General features: G+C 72.0%; 15 protein-coding genes. All 15 read left to right on the top strand.

The features are described from left to right. The coding region (locus tag BFF76_RS02460; protein ID WP_141695560.1) for a DUF2617 family protein at positions 1 to 183 on the top strand (183 nt) is incomplete at its 5' end. A gap of 120 nt (positions 184 to 303) precedes the next feature. Continuing rightward, the gene (locus BFF76_RS02455; protein ID WP_065847007.1) at positions 304 to 1,902 is read left to right on the top strand and encodes a polyamine aminopropyltransferase; all 1,599 of its coding nucleotides are present in this window, start codon (positions 304 to 306) and stop codon (positions 1,900 to 1,902) included. Between the two features lie 84 nt (positions 1,903 to 1,986). Continuing rightward, a complete protein-coding gene (locus tag BFF76_RS02450) occupies positions 1,987 to 2,841 on the top strand; it encodes an SRPBCC family protein (RefSeq protein WP_065847005.1) in 855 nt (284 codons plus the stop codon). 30 nt (positions 2,842 to 2,871) lie between these two features. Next, positions 2,872 to 3,675, top strand: a complete 804-nt coding sequence (locus BFF76_RS02445) for an aldose epimerase family protein (RefSeq protein ID WP_065847003.1) — start codon at positions 2,872 to 2,874, stop codon at positions 3,673 to 3,675. 30 nt (positions 3,676 to 3,705) lie between these two features. Then, complete coding sequence (gene pyrE / locus BFF76_RS02440; protein ID WP_031090734.1) at positions 3,706 to 4,245, top strand: orotate phosphoribosyltransferase; 540 nt, start codon at positions 3,706 to 3,708, stop codon at positions 4,243 to 4,245. Between the two features lie 166 nt (positions 4,246 to 4,411). Further along, positions 4,412 to 5,443, top strand: coding sequence for a class II fructose-bisphosphate aldolase (gene fbaA / locus BFF76_RS02435; protein ID WP_065847001.1), 1,032 nt, complete (start codon positions 4,412 to 4,414; stop codon positions 5,441 to 5,443). A 97-nt stretch (positions 5,444 to 5,540) separates the two neighbouring features. Further along, on the top strand, positions 5,541 to 6,722 hold the full coding sequence (locus tag BFF76_RS02430) for a MalY/PatB family protein (RefSeq protein ID WP_065846999.1): 1,182 nt from the start codon (positions 5,541 to 5,543) through the stop codon (positions 6,720 to 6,722). Between the two features lie 107 nt (positions 6,723 to 6,829). Continuing rightward, entirely contained in the window at positions 6,830 to 8,329 is a 1,500-nt protein-coding gene (locus tag BFF76_RS02425; protein WP_065846997.1) for a DHA2 family efflux MFS transporter permease subunit, read from the top strand. 3 nt (positions 8,330 to 8,332) lie between these two features. Then, positions 8,333 to 8,746, top strand: a complete 414-nt coding sequence (locus tag BFF76_RS02420) for a DUF3151 domain-containing protein (RefSeq protein WP_031090741.1) — start codon at positions 8,333 to 8,335, stop codon at positions 8,744 to 8,746. 156 nt (positions 8,747 to 8,902) lie between these two features. Beyond that, the gene (locus tag BFF76_RS02415) at positions 8,903 to 9,751 is read left to right on the top strand and encodes a tryptophan 2,3-dioxygenase family protein (protein WP_031090743.1); all 849 of its coding nucleotides are present in this window, start codon (positions 8,903 to 8,905) and stop codon (positions 9,749 to 9,751) included. Further along, entirely contained in the window at positions 9,744 to 10,940 is a 1,197-nt protein-coding gene (kynU, locus tag BFF76_RS02410; RefSeq protein WP_065846995.1) for a kynureninase, read from the top strand. The genes BFF76_RS02415 and kynU overlap by 8 nt, the downstream gene beginning before the upstream one ends. A gap of 114 nt (positions 10,941 to 11,054) precedes the next feature. Then, the gene (locus tag BFF76_RS02405; RefSeq protein ID WP_053929482.1) at positions 11,055 to 11,930 is read left to right on the top strand and encodes an alpha/beta hydrolase; all 876 of its coding nucleotides are present in this window, start codon (positions 11,055 to 11,057) and stop codon (positions 11,928 to 11,930) included. A gap of 74 nt (positions 11,931 to 12,004) precedes the next feature. Further along, on the top strand, positions 12,005 to 13,324 hold the full coding sequence (locus BFF76_RS02400) for a sensor histidine kinase (RefSeq protein ID WP_031090747.1): 1,320 nt from the start codon (positions 12,005 to 12,007) through the stop codon (positions 13,322 to 13,324). Then, a complete protein-coding gene (locus BFF76_RS02395; RefSeq protein WP_031090749.1) occupies positions 13,321 to 13,989 on the top strand; it encodes a response regulator in 669 nt (222 codons plus the stop codon). Before BFF76_RS02400 ends, BFF76_RS02395 begins: the two co-directional genes overlap by 4 nt. Positions 13,990 to 13,998: 9 nt before the next feature. Further along, positions 13,999 to 15,140: cytochrome P450 (locus BFF76_RS02390; protein ID WP_065846993.1), on the top strand; the 1,142-nt coding region annotated here is incomplete at its 3' end.

The raw sequence follows: 15,140 nt of genomic DNA, 5'->3' as shown, positions 1-15,140 counted from the left end.
GCGGTGAAGGCGTACGGGCTGGCGGGGACGTTCCCCGGCAGCCCGTACGCCTTCACCGCGATGCTCGCGCACCGGACGGAGGGGCAGGTGGGCTGGCGTACCTGGCACGCCTATCCGCAGGAGGGGCAGCTGGTGGTGACCCGGACGCGCGTCGGGGTGCGAGTCCCGGCAGCGGTGTCGTGAGGGCGTCGAGCGGGTTCGTCCGGGGCGGCGCGCGGCGGGCCGGGGCGTGCGTCCGGTGCGCGTCACTTGCACCCGTGTGGGTGACAATGGGCGACCTTTCCGTCACGTAGCGTTCGTTTCATGATCGACCAGCAGGTGCCGCTGCGACGGGGCGCGACGAGGCTTTCCGTGCGGCCGAGGACCGGCCGGTTCCTCGTGCTCGCCGTGGTGTTCATCTGTGCCGCGTGCGGCCTGGTGTACGAGCTGGAGCTGGTGGCGCTGGCCTCGTATCTGATCGGGGACTCGGTCACACAGGCGTCGGTCGTGCTCTCCGTGATGGTGTTCGCCATGGGCATCGGGTCGCTGCTCGCGAAACGTTTACGCGGCCGCGCCGCCGTGGGATTCGGGCTCATCGAGGCCGCGCTCGCCCTCGTCGGCGGCACATCGGCGCTCGTCCTGTACGCGTCCTTCGCCTGGCTCGGGGAGTCGCGTCACGCGCTGGTCGGCTTCTCCCTCGCCATCGGGATCCTGATCGGCGCGGAGATCCCCCTGCTGATGACGCTGATCCAGCGGGTCGACCGGCAGGACGCGGGCGGGGCGGTCGCGGACCTGTTCGCCGCCGACTACGTGGGCGCGCTGGTCGGCGGGCTCGCCTTCCCGTTCCTGCTGCTGCCGATGATGGGCCAGCTGACCGGGGCGCTGTTCACCGGCGCGGTCAACGCGGCGGCGGGCGGGGCACTCGTGCTGTGGGTGTTCCGCCGCGATCTGGGCCGGCGGTCACGCCGGCTGCTGATCGGCGTCAACGCCGTGGTGATCGCCCTCCTGGTCACGGCCTCCGTCCTGGTCGACGACTTCGAACGGGCGGCACGGCGTGCGGTGTACGGGGACGAGGTGCGGGTCGCCGTGCAGACGGACGTGCAGGAGGTCGTCCTCACGGGTCGGGGGCGTGGTGCGCTCGACCTCTATCTGGACGGCCGGCTCCGGGTGAGCTCCCGGGACGAGCACCGCTACCACGAGGCGCTCGTGCACCCTGCGATGAAGGGGGCCCACCAACGGGTGCTGATCCTGGGCGGGGGCGACGGACTGGCGGCACGAGAGGTGCTGCGCTACCCGGACGTGACGTCCGTCGTTGTGGTCGAGCTCGATCCGGCCGTCACCCGGCTGGCCCGCACGGATCCGGCGCTCTCCGGGCTGAACGGGCAGGCGTACGAGGACCCCCGGCTGACGACGGTCACCGGGGACGCCTTCACCTGGCTGCGGGGCACGCACGACCGTTACGACGTGGTGGTCTCGGACCTCCCCGACCCGGGGATCACGGCGAGCACGAAGCTCTACGCGGCCGAGTTCTACGGGCTGATCGCCGGGGTGCTGGAGCCGGGCGGCCGGCTGGTGGTGCACGCGGGGTCGCCGGGCAGCAGACCGACGACGTTCTGGACCGTGGAGGCGTCGGTACGGGCGGGTGGCCTGGCGACCCGGCCCTACAGCGTCGGCGGACGCCTCACCGGATTCGCGGCGGGGCCGGACCGGGCCACGGGCCGGGCCGAGTCCCCTCGGGACTGGGGATTCGTGCTGGCCGCCAGGCAGCGGTTGGGCCGGCTCGGCATGGACCCGGGTGCGCCGGCCCTGCGGACGCTGGGGGAGCGGGAGCTCCTCGCGGGCCGGCGCTCCGCGGAGCGGGTCCGGCAGCCGGGGGTGCCGCCGTCGACGCTGGTCCACCCGCGGTACTGGGAGGAACCGTGAGTACGGCGGGCGGGTGCGGTCCGCACGGTGCTCGGGGTGTGGAAGCGCTGACGGGACGGCCGGGGCTGAGTAGGCTCGGTCGGTATGGAGCATGAGGTGTTCGTTCCGGTTCCGGTCCCGTCCCTGCGGCGGACGCTGGCCGATCCCGCCCGCGTCGCGCGCTGCGTGCCGGGACTCCAGCAGGACGCCGACGCGTCGGCGGGTCCGCTGGCCGGCCGGCTGAGGTTCCGCGCCGACGGCCACACGATCACGTACCGCGGGGCGCTGATGCTGCGGCCCTCCGGCGGGGGTGACACCTTCTCCGTGACCGGGGAGGGGGTGGAGGCTCGGGGCGCGGGCTCGGCGAAGCTGGCGCTGACCGTCGGCCTCACCGAGACGGACGGTGGAACGACGATCGGATTCACGGGTACGGCGACTGGTGACGGCCGCATCATGGACCTGGACGCGTCCGCGGCGCTCGCAGCGGCGCAGCGGTTGCTGGACCGCTTCACGCAGCAACTGGTGACGGAGACCCTTGCGGCGCGGGACGACGAGGCGCACGCTGGCGAACCCGCGGAGGAGCGGTCCCCCGACGCGTCGTCCCCCGATGCGGCTGCCGAGTCGCCGTCCGCCGAGCCGCCCTCCGCGGACGACAAGGAGTCCGTGTTCGACGCGCCCGTGCCCCCGTCGTCGCTGGACCCGTCCGCGGAGCTGGAGTTCACCGTGCCGGACGAGCCCCCCGCCGAGCCCCCCGCCGAGGCCGCGCACGCCCGCCGCACCATGATCGGCCGCAGCACGGAGGAGGTCGACCACGCACCGCCGCGCGGCCGGTACGCCCCCGTGCCGTCGCCCGAGGCGGGTGCCGCAGGCGTCACGCTGCGCTGGGCGGCCCCGGCGGCCGCCCTGGCGATCGCGTCGGCCGTGGTGGTGGGCAGGGCTCTGCGGCGCAGGAGGCCGTAGGGAGCCGCCCCGCGCCAGTAGTGTCGTGGGGTGAGCAGAGTTGCGAAGAACGCCCGGCTGACCGCCGGCGACGTCGAATTGACCGTTGACCCCGTCCACGGCTGCAGGATCAGCAGCCTGCGGATCGGGGGCACCGAACTGCTGCGCCAGGGCGAGCGGTACGGCTGCTTCCCCATGGTGCCGTGGTGCGGCCGCACCGAGAACGGCCTGTTCCGCAATGGCGGCGAGCCGCATCGGATGCCTCTGAACGCTCCGCCGCACGCCATCCACGGCACCGGCCGGGACACCTCCTGGAAGCCGGCCCGGCAGGGCGAGTCGGAAGTGGCCTTCTTCTACGACCTGGCCGACCCGTGGCCGTACGAGGGGCGGGTCACGCAGTCCTTCGAGCTGACGGAGGAATCGCTGACGCTGAGCCTCGGCATCGAGACCTACGGCGACTCCTTCCCCGCGCAGGCCGGGTGGCACCCCTGGTTCCTCCGCAACCTCGGAGGCCAGGACGGCCAGGATGTACGGATCGCCTTCGACGCGGCCTGGCAGGAGGAGCGGGGCGACAACCATCTGCCGACCGGGCGCCGGATCGACCCCCTCCCCGGGCCCTGGGACGACTGCTTCGGGATGCCCGATGGCGTCGACGTCCAGCTCACCTGGCCCGGACAGCTGGAGCTGACGGTCAAGAGCCGCGACGAGTGGGTGGTGATCTACGACGAGCAGGCGGAAGCGGTCTGTGTGGAGCCGCAGTCCGGTCCGCCGAACGGGCTGAACACGGCCCCCCGGCTGGTCACCCCGATCGAGCCCCTGGAGATCACGACGACCTGGAGCTGGGTACGGCTCTGACCCTCTGCGGCAGCCCTTACCCTCGTTGACATGACTGACGTACGCGCTGAGCTGCTCCAGCAGATCAAGGACAAGGCCGTGGTGCACGGCAAAGTGACCCTCTCCTCGGGTCTGGAAGCCGACTGGTACATCGACCTGCGCCGGATCACGCTGGACGGCAAGGCCGCGCCGCTGGTCGGCCAGGCGATGCTCGACGCCACCGCCGAGCTGGACTACGACTGTGTCGGCGGCCTCACACTGGGTGCCGACCCGGTGGCCACCTCGATGCTCCACGCCTCCGCGGCGCGCGGAGCGACTCTTGACGCGTTCGTCGTCCGCAAGGCGCAGAAGGCCCACGGGATGCAGCGCCGCATCGAGGGCACGGACGTCAAGGGCCGTCGCTGCCTCGTCGTCGAGGACACCTCGACGACCGGTGGCTCCCCGCTGACCGCCGTCGAAGCGGTGCGCGAGGCCGGCGGCGAGGTCGTGGCCGTCGCCGTGATCGTGGAGCGCGGTGCCGCTCCTGCGATCGCCGAGGCCGGTCTGCCGTACGTACAGGTCTACTCCGCGGCCGACCTCGACCTGGTCTGACCTGGGGCTTTTTCGGGGTGCTCCCTGTTTCACGTGAAACAGGGAGCACTTCTCGACGGGCAGCGTGGAGCCGAAGCAAGAGTCTGGGAAGATGAGGGCGACGATGACGTCGCCCCCAGGTCAGGGACCAAGCACTGCACACCCGCACATCCCAAGGAGCGGACAGATGCCCATCGCAACCCCCGAGGTCTACGCCGAGATGCTCGACCGGGCGAAGGCAGGCAAGTTCGCCTACCCGGCCATCAATGTGACGTCGACCCAGACCCTGCACGCTGCGCTGCGCGGCTTCGCGGAGGCGGAGAGCGACGGCATCGTCCAGATCTCCACCGGTGGTGCCGAATTCCTGGGCGGCCAGTACAACAAGGACATGGTGACGGGCGCCGTAGCCCTCGCCGAGTTCGCGCACATCGTCGCCGCCAAGTACGACATCACGGTCGCGCTGCACACCGACCACTGCCCCAAGGACAAGCTCGACGCCTACGTGCGTCCGCTGATCGACGTCTCCGCCGAGCGCGTCGCCAAGGGTCTGAACCCGCTGTTCCAGTCGCACATGTGGGACGGTTCGGCCGAGACCCTCGCCGACAACCTGTCCATCGGCCAGGAACTGCTGGCCAAGGCCGCCGCCGCCAAGATCATCCTTGAGGTCGAGATCACCCCGACCGGTGGCGAGGAGGACGGCGTCACGCACGAGATCAACGACGAGCTGTACACCACCGTCGACGACGCGCTGCGTACGGCCGAGGCGCTCGGCCTGGGCGAGAAGGGCCGCTACCTGCTGGCGGCGTCCTTCGGCAACGTCCACGGTGTCTACAAGCCGGGCAATGTCGTCCTGCGTCCCGAGCTCCTCAAGGACCTGCAGGAGGGCGTCTCCTCCAAGTACGGCAAGCCCGCCGGCAGCCAGCCGTTCGACTTCGTCTTCCACGGCGGGTCGGGCTCCACGGCCGAGGAGATCGCCACCGCGCTGGAGAACGGCGTCGTGAAGATGAACCTCGACACCGACACCCAGTACGCCTTCACCCGCCCGATCGTGGACCACGTGTTCCGCAACTACGACGGCGTGCTGAAGGTCGACGGCGAAGTCGGCAACAAGAAGGTCTACGACCCCCGCAGCTGGGGCAAGTCCGCCGAGGCGGGCATGGCCACGCGCGTCACCGAGGCCTGTGCCAACCTGCGCTCCGCGGGCACCAGGCTGAAGTAGGCACGTACGTCACTGATGTACGAGCGGGCCCGGCCCCCCTTCTGGGAGCCGGGCCCGCTCCATGTCCGAGAGAGTTCCGAGAGAGTGGGGGACCCCCGTGAGTGAGACCCCGCAGTACGACTTCGACACCGTCGTCGACCGCAGGGGCACCTGGTGCGTCCAGTGGGACGACGTCGCCGACCGCTTCGGGGTGGACGGACTGCTCCCCTTCACCATCTCCGACATGGACTTCACGACCGCACCCGAGGTGCTGGCCGCGCTGCGGACCCGCCTGGACCACGGGGTCCTCGGCTACACCACCTGGCAGCAGGACGACTTCCTGTCGGCCGTCGCGCACTGGTACGAGACCCGGTACGGCACCGCGATCGACACCGGCCGGCTGGTCTACGGGCCTTCCGTGCTCAGCCAGTTGTCGCAGCTGCTGCAGATGTGGACGGCAGAGGGCGAGGGCGTGGTCGTCCACACCCCGACGTACGACGGGTTCCGCAAGGCGGTCCTCGGGCTCGGGCGGGAGCTGCGCGGTGTGCCGGTGGGCGACATGGGCGCCCTGGAACGGGAACTGGCGCGGGACGACGCGAAGGTCCTGGTGCTGTGTTCGCCGCACAACCCGACGGGGCGGGTGTGGACGGAGGGCGAGCTGCGGGAGACCGCGGCGCTGGCCCGAAGGCACGGGGTGGCCGTGATCAGCGACGAGATCCACGCGGACTTCGTCCATGACGGGTACACGCACGTCCCGTACGCACGGGTCATGGGGGAGGAGGGCGGCCCGGGTGACGGGCGCTGGGCGGTCATCACATCCGCGTCGAAGTCCTTCAACTTCCCGGCGCTGACGGGTTCGTACGGGATCATCGGAGACCCCGCGGACCGGGCGGAGTATCTGCGCAGGATGGAGACGGCTGAAGGGCTCGCCTCGCCTGCGGTGCTGTCGCTGACCGCGCACATCGCGGCGTACCGGGAGGGCGGGGCATGGCTGGACGCGGTGCGCGCCTACACCGCGGGCAATCTGGCTCTGGTCGAGGAGCGGCTGAACGCGGCGTTTCCCGGGCTGGGCTGGAAGCCGCCGCAGGCCGGTTATCTGGCCTGGATCGACCTGCGTCCGCTGGGTGTGGACGAGGAGGCTCTGCAGCGGGTGCTGATCGAGCGGGAGAGGGTCGCGATCATGCCCGGTTCGGTGTACGGAGCGCCGGGGTTCCTGCGGCTGAACGTGGGGTGTGCGCGGAGCAAGGCCGGGGCGGGTGTCTCGGCGCTGGTGCGGGGGCTGGGGGCGGTGCGGGCTTAGGCGGTGAGCCGGGTGGCTCCCCGCTGCCCGACGCCGCGCGGGTCCGTCCTGCGGCCGGGTGGGGTCCATGAATGGCCACCGGGCCCGGCAGCGGTGATCCTGCCTGTATGACTGACGCGGACGGTGCGGACGGAGGCGGGATCCGGGTTGCCTCGCCCGTGGGGCGGTGGGTCGTCCTGACCACCGTGCTCGGGTCGAGCATGGCCCTGCTCGACTCGACGGTCATCAATGTGGCCCTCCCCCGCATCGGCCAGGACCTCGGCACCGATCTGGCCGCCCTGCAGTGGACCGTCAACGCCTACATGCTCACCCTGGCGGGGCTGATCCTGCTCGGCGGTGCGCTCGGGGACCGGTTCGGGCGGCGGCGGGTGTTCATCGTCGGAGTGATCTGGTTCGCGGTGGCCTCGCTGCTGTGCGGGATCGCGCCGAACGCCGAGGTGCTGGTCGCCGCGCGGGCGTTGCAGGGGGTCGGTGGCGCGCTGCTCACCCCAGGTTCGCTGGCGATCATCCAGGCGAGTTTCCACCCCGACGACCGGGCCCGTGCCGTGGGGCTGTGGTCCGGACTCGGCGGGGTCGGGGCGGCCGTCGGGCCGTTCCTCGGGGGCTGGCTGGTGGACGGGCCGGGCTGGCGGTGGGTGTTCCTGCTCAATCTGCCGCTCGCCGCCGTCTGCGTGCCCGTGGCTCTGCGCCACGTACCGGAGTCCAGGGACCCGGACGCCCATGGCCGGTTCGACGTGCTCGGCGCGGCCCTCGCCGCGCTCGCACTCGCCCTGGTCACCTACGCGCTGATCGAGGTCCCGGAGCAGGGCGCGTCCGCCATGGTGATCGGCGCGGCACTCGGCGGTGTGGCCCTCGGAGCGCTGTTCGTGCGGGTGGAGCGGCACCGAGCGGATCCCATGGTCCCGCCGTCGATCTTCGCGTCGCGGCAGTTCACGGCCGTCAACGTCGTCACGTTCTGTGTGTACGCGGCGCTCGGCGGGTTCTTCTTCCTGTCCGCGATCCAGCTCCAGGTGGTGGCCGGCTACTCGGCGCTGGGCGCGGGCACCGCGCTCCTGCCGACGACCGTGCTCATGCTGCTGTTCTCCGCGTCGGCGGGGGACCTCGGGCGGCGTATCGGGCCGCGCGTCCCGCTCACCGTGGGACCGCTGCTGGCGGCGGCCGGGATGCTGCTGATGCTGCGGGTCGGCCCCGGCGCCTCCTACCCGCTGGACGTCCTGCCCGCCGTGCTGGTGCTGGGCGTCGGCATGGTCACTCTCGTGGCCCCCCTCACCGCGACCGTCCTGGCCGCCGTGGACACCGGCCGGGCAGGCCTCGCCAGCGGCATCAACAACGCGGCGGCGCGGGCCGCCGGGCTGCTCGCGGTGGCCGCACTGCCGCTGCTGGCCGGGATGGGAACGGAGGCGTACCGCGACGCGGGGGAGTTCGCCTCGACGTTCCGGCGGGCCATGCCCATGTGCGCAGGTCTGCTGGTGGCGGGTTCGGTGATCGCCTGGTGGGCCGTACGGACGACACCCGCGGCCCGGCCGGAGCCCCGCCCGGCGTGCTCGGTGAACTGCGGCGTCACGGCCCCGCCATTGGAGCCGGAACCCGGATCCGGGCACACTTGAGCCATGTCCATCCATGAGAACCTGCTCGGGGGCCCTGCCCCGACCCACCTGCCCGACGACCCGGAGCCGCGCGAGCTGCTCGCAGCCGGCACCGCCCCCGCCGATGTCGCGGCGAAGTACCCCATGTCCTCGCTGGCCTGGGCGCAGCTCGCCGACGAGGCGTACGAGGGCGGCCGGGTCGTCGAGTCCTACGCCTACGCGCGCACCGGGTACCACCGCGGCCTCGACGCCCTGCGCCGCGCGGGCTGGAAGGGCCACGGCCCCGTCCCGTTCGAGCACGAGCCGAACCGCGGCTTCCTGCGGTCCCTGCACGCTCTCTCGCGCGCCGCGCAGGCCATCGGTGAGCAGGCGGAGTACGAGCGCTGCTCGACGTTCCTGCGCGACTCCTCGCAGACCGCCGCCGACATCCTGGGCTGAGACGGACCCCACCCCTCCGGGCCCCGCGGGCCGCAGCCCGCGGGGCCCGACGCGTTCCGCGGAAGGCCGTTAGGATGCCGGGCAGGGGACCGGAGCTCCACCACCTCAGAGGAAGGGGCGGACCGCTACCCGGAAGCTCGTGTCGAGGAGACAGAAATGTCGACCATCAACCCCGACCCCGAAGCCACCGGTGCGGACACACCGCACCTGGACTTCGCGGGAACGACTCCGTACGAGGACTACGTCCAGGCGGATGTCCTGACCCACCTCCAGCACCTGCGCTCGGACGATCCCGGCGAGATGGTCTTCCTCGTCACCACCCAGGTCATGGAGCTGTGGTTCACGGTCATCGTCCATGAGTGGGAGACGGCGGCGCACGCCCTGCGGGAGGACCGCATACCGGTCGCCCGTGACGCCCTGAAGCGCTCGCTGCGTGAGCTGGAGGCGCTGAACGCCTCCTGGAAGCCGCTCGCCGGCCTCACCCCCGCCCAGTTCAACTCCTACCGGGGTTCCCTCGGCGAGGGATCCGGTTTCCAGTCGGCGATGTACCGCCGGATGGAGTTCCTGCTGGGTGACAAGTCCGCCTCCATGCTCGTGCCGCACCGTGGCGCCCCCCGGGTCCACGCCGAGCTGGAGAAGGCGCTCCACGAGCCCGGCCTGTACGACGAGACGCTCGCCCTGCTGGCCCGGCGCGGATACGCCGTCCCGCAGTCGGTGCTGGAGAGGGACCTGTCGCAGAAGTACGAGCCGTCGCCCGCGGTCGAGGCCGTCTGGGCGGAGATCTACGCCGACGCGGACCAGAACGCCGAGCTCGTACGGCTGGGTGAGGTGCTGACCGACGTCGGCGAGCTGGTGTGGCGCTGGCGCAACGACCATCTGACCGCCACCCGGCGGGCGATGGGCTCGAAGACCGGCACCGGCGGATCGGCCGGGGTCGCCTGGCTGGAGAAGCGGGCCACGAAGAGCGTGTTCCCCGAGCTGTGGACGGCGCGCAGCCATGTCTGACTTCAAGGAGCGCGCCGAGGCGCTCGACTCCGCCGACACACTCGCCGCGCTGCGCGAGCTGTTCACCCTCGACGACACCGTCTACCTCGACGGCAACTCGCTGGGGGCGCTGCCCCGCCACGTCCCCGCGCGGATGCAGGACGTCATCGCCCGTCAGTGGGGCTCCCTGCGCATCCGCTCCTGGGACGAGAGCGGCTGGTGGAGCGCGCCCGAGCGGATCGGCGACCGGATCGCCCCGCTGGTCGGTGCGGCCGCCGGACGGATCGTGGTGGGCGACTCCACCAGCGTGAACGTCTTCAAGGCCGTCGTCGCCGCGACCCGTCTCGCGGGCGACGGGCGTGACGAGATCCTGGTCGACGCGACGACGTTCCCCACGGACGGGTACATCGCCGGTTCGGCGGCCCGGATGACGGGCCACCGGGTCGTCCCGGTCGCCCCGGCCGACGTGCCGGCCGCGCTCGGACCCCGTACGGCCGCCGTCCTCCTGAACCACGTCGACTTCCGCACGGGCAGGCTCCACGACCTGCCCGGTCTCACTGCCGCCGTCCACGAGGCGGGCGCGCTCGCTGTCTGGGACCTGTGCCACAGCGCCGGCGCCCTGCCGGTGGGCCTCGACGCGCACGGCGTCGACCTGGCCGTCGGCTGCACGTACAAGTACCTGAACGGCGGGCCGGGTTCGCCGGCCTTCCTGTACGTCGCCGAACGCCATCAGGCCGCCTTCGACTCCCCGCTGCCCGGATGGACGTCGCACGCCGATCCGTTCGGGATGACCCCCGGATACGTGCCCGCGGACGGTTCCGTACGGGGCCGGGTGGGCACCCCGGACATCCTGTCCATGCTGGCGCTGGAAGCGTCGCTGGACGTGTGGGAGGGCGTATCGGTGGAGGCCGTGCGCGCCAAGTCCCTGGCGCTGACGGACTTCTTCCTCGAGTGCGTCGCCGCGTACGTCCCCGAGGGCCGGGTCACCCCGGTCACCCCGGCCGCCCACGCGGAGCGCGGCAGCCAGGTCTCCCTGCGGTGCGAGGACGCGGACGAGACGGAAGCGGTGATGAGCGCGCTCATCGAGCGCGGTGTGGTCGGCGATCTGCGCCGCCCGGACGTCCTGCGCTTCGGTTTCACCCCGCTGTACGTCGGTTTCGCCGACGCCGAGCGGGCGGCGCGGATCCTCGCCGAGGTGCTGGAGGTCTGAGCGTCCGCGGCCGTGCGGGTCCACACTCCGGGCCCGTACGGCCGCGGTCCCGCGTACTGGTACCGTCCCCGCAGGTCAGTCCAGTTGGGCAAGGCCCAGGACGGTTGGAGCAGCATGTCGGATTCTGCCGCGCGTGATCGCGACGCCGCCGAGAGCGAGTCGGCGTTCGCACATCCGGCGGTCGCGCCCGACGGGTCCGCGGCCTATGGAAGCCACCCCGACCAGGTGATCGACTTCTTCGCGCCGCGGGACGGCCGGACCGGGGTTCCGCTGGTCGTGCTCCTGCACGGCGGGGCCTGGCGGGCGCCGTACGACCGGCAGCACGTGTCGCCCTTCGCGGACTTCCTCGCACGGCGCGGCTTCGCCGTGGCCAGCGTCGAGTACCGGCGCGGCGGTGAGATCCCGCAGCAGGGCACGGCGGGTCCGGTCGCGGGGCGCTGGCCCGAGACCTTCGACGACGTGGCGGCGGCGATGGACGCCCTGCCTGTGCTGGCGGCCAGGGAGCTTCCGGGGGCGGATCCGCGCAAGACCGTGGTCACCGGCCACTCGGCGGGCGGGCAGCTCGCCCTGTGGGCGGCCGCCCGGCACGTGCTCCCGGAGGGTTCCCCGTGGCGGCTGCCCGCCGCACCGCCGCTGCGCGGGGTGGTCGCCCTGGCGCCGATCGGGGACTTCGCGAGCGCGGTGGAGCTGGACGTCTGCTCGGGCGCGCTGCACCAACTGCTCGGTGGAGCGGACGACTTCGAGGCGCGCAGCGCGCACGTCGACCCCGCGCTGCTGCTGCCGACCGGGATCGCGACGGCCGTCGTCCAGGGGGTGGAGGACACCACGGTGCCGCAGGCCGTCACGGATGCCTTCGTGGACGCGGCGGCGAAGGCCGGGGAGATGGTGGGGCTGACGCTTCTGGACGGGGTCGGCCATTTTCCGCTGATCGACCCGGCGGCGGACGCCTGCGCCGTGGTGGCCGAGGAGATCGCCCAACTGGCCTGGTAGTCCTTGCGACGGACGGCCAGGGATCCGCATCACTGCTGACGACTGCGGGCAGGGCGGACGCCTACCTTGGACGCGTGACCGAGACCAAGACCAGAAGCCCGGAGTTCCGGCTGGCCGCAGGGGCGATAGACGGCCTGCGGCAGGACCTCTTCCACGACGTGTTCGACTACCGCCCGCTGGCGCCGCTGGGCACGGGCGGGCCGGTGATCCGCCGGCTCCCGAAGCCGATCCGGACGCGGGCCGTCTGGTTCCCGCACGCGGTGGTGGCCGCGGTCGCGCTGATCGCGCTGCTGGGAGGCGTCTTCTCGGCGAACACCTACTCCCCGTTCGGCATCGCGACACTCATCACCGCGTTCCTGCCGGTCGCCACGTTGCTGATGACGCTGCTCCGCCCCGTCCTCGCCTTCTGGGCGTCGATCGCATTGGCCCCGGTGATGGCCGTGGTGGGCAGCGGGGACTGGCCGTGGGCGCCGAACGCCTTTGTGTGCCACCTGGGCGTCCTGATCGTCGTCGCGGCGCGGACCAGGCCGCGTACGGCAGCCTGGATGTGGCTGATCACCCTGTTCATCGGCTCCTTCATGGAGACCATCGGCCCCTGGAATCCCTCCTCCACCAATGGCGGCATGGCCTTCACTTCTGCGTTCGCCCTGCTCGTCGTGACGGTTGTACAGACCCGCCGCGACGCCCAGCGCGAGGTGACCGTGCAGCGCACCGTCACCGCCGTGGAGCGGGACCGGCGCACGCTCCTGGAGGAGCGCACCACCATCGCCCGGGAACTGCACGACGTCGTCGCCCACCACATGTCCGTCGTCGCGATCCAGGCGGAGGCCGCCCCGTACCGGGTGGAGAATCCGCCGCCCGAGCTGGAAGCGGCCTTCGTCACGATCCGGGAGAACGCCGTGGCCGCGCTCACCGAGCTGCGCCGGGTACTCGGCGTCGTACGGGCGGAGGACTACGAGGCGCCGGACGCCCCGCAGCCCACCCTCGCCGAGATCGACCGGCTGCTGGACAACGTCCGGGAGACCGGACTGGAGACGGAGAAGACGGTCACCGGTGCGGTGCGGGTGCTGCCGCAGGGCGTCGAGCTGTCGGCGTACCGGATCGTCCAGGAGGCGCTGAGCAACACGCTCCGGCACGCGCCGGGCGCCGCCGCCAAGGTGGAGATCGGCTATGTGCTGGGCGGGCTCGGGGTGCGGGTCGTCAACGGCCCCGCGCGGGGTCTGGTGAAGCCGTCACCGGGCGCCGGGCACGGCATCACGGGGATGCGGGAGCGCGTCGCGATGCTGAACGGCGAGATGACGGCCGGGGCGACCGGGGACGGCGGCTACGAGGTCGCCGTGTTCCTCCCGGTTCCGGCGGAGCGGGAGCGCGTGGAGGCCGGTGAGGGAGCATGAGCGAAAAGCCCATCCGGGTACTGATCGTCGACGACCAGATGATGGTCCGCGAGGGCTTCTCCGTGCTGCTCAACGCGATGCCCGGCATCGAGGTCGTCGGCGAGGCCGTCGACGGCAGGCAGGCCGTCTCCCAGGTCGCGGCCCTGCGGCCCGACGTGGTGCTGATGGACATCCGCATGCCGGAGCTCAACGGCATCGAGGCGACCCGCGAGATCGTCGCCGCCGACGCGGACGCCAAGGTGCTCGTCCTGACCACGTTCGACCTCGACGAGTACGTGTACCAGGCCCTGCGGGCCGGCGCCTCCGGCTTCCTGCTGAAGGACGCCTCGGCCCGGCAGCTCGCCGAGGGCGTGCGGGTGGTGGCGTCCGGCGAGGCGCTGCTCGCTCCGACGGTGACCCGGCGGCTGATCACCGAGTTCTCGAAGATCGCCGAGGCACCGAGGCCGCCCGCCATGGCCAGGATCGGCGACCTCACCGAGAGGGAGACGGAGGTGCTCGTGCTGATCGCCCAGGGCCTGTCGAACCTGGAGATCGCCTCGCACCTGGTGGTCGCCGAGTCGACGATCAAGACGCACGTCAGCCGCGTCCTCGTGAAGCTGGGGCTGCGGGACCGCACCCAGGCTGCCGTCTTCGCCTACGAGGCGCGGCTGGTCACGCCCGGATAGCGTCGGCCCATGCACGTGTCCTTCGACCCCTGGTCCCCGGCGTTCGTCGCCGATCCGTACCCCGCCTACGCCGCGCTGCGCGCCACCGGCAGGGCGCACTACTTCGAGCCGACCCGGCAGTGGCTGATCCCGCACTACTCCGACGTGTCCGGGCTGCTGCGCGACCGGCGGCTGGGGCGGACCTACCTGCACCGCTTCAGCCACGACGAGTTCGGCGTCACCGCTCCGCCCGCCGCCCACGAGCCGTTCCACACGCTCAACGGGCACGGGATCCTCGATCTGGAGGCCCCCGACCACACCCGTATCCGGCGGCTGGTCGCCAAGGCGTTCACACCCAGAAGGGTCGAGGCGCTCGTCCCGACCGTGGAGCGGCTGGCGGCCGGGCTCGTCGACGACTTCGTCGAGGCGGGCGGCGGCGACCTGCTGAGCGCGGTCGCCGAGCCGCTGCCGGTGGCCGTCATCGCCGAGATGCTCGGCGTCCCGGAGGCCGACCGGGGTCTCCTGCGGCCGTGGTCGGCCGCGATCTGCGGGATGTTCGAGCTGAACCCGCCGGAGGAGACCGCGCGGGCCGCCGTACAGGCGTCGGTCGAGTTCTCCGGCTACCTGCGCGAACTGATCGGAGCGAGGCGCGCGGACCCGGGGACGGATCTTATCTCCGGGCTCATCGCCGCCCATGACGACGAGGACCGGCTGACCGAGCAGGAGATCATCTCCACCTGCGTGCTGCTGCTCAACGCCGGTCACGAGGCGACCGTCAACGCCACCGTCAACAGCTGGTGGATGCTCTTCCGGCACCCTGAGCAACTGGCCTCCCTGCGAGGGGACCACGGTCTGCTGCCGACCGCGGTGGAGGAACTGCTGCGCTACGACACCCCGGTGCCCATGTTCGCGCGCTGGGTCCTGGACGACATCGAGGTCGACGGCACCGTCATTCCGCGTGGTTCGCAGGTCGCCCTGCTCTTCGCGTCCGCCAACCGGGACCCGGAGCGCTTCGCCGACGCGGAGACACTGGACCTGTCCCGGCAGGACAACCCGCACATCTCCTTCGGCGCCGGCATCCACTACTGCCTGGGGGCTCCACTGGCGCGCGTCGAACTCAACGCCTCGTTCGGGGAGCTGCTGCGCAAGGCCCCGGGGATGCGGCCGGCCGC

Origin of the sequence: Streptomyces mutomycini (assembly GCF_001700505.1) — a bacterium.
GTDB classification, from domain to species: domain Bacteria; phylum Actinomycetota; class Actinomycetes; order Streptomycetales; family Streptomycetaceae; genus Streptomyces; species Streptomyces mutomycini.
The sequence above is the reverse complement of the archived record's forward strand: the minus strand, read 5'-3'. Positions and strand labels throughout refer to the sequence as shown.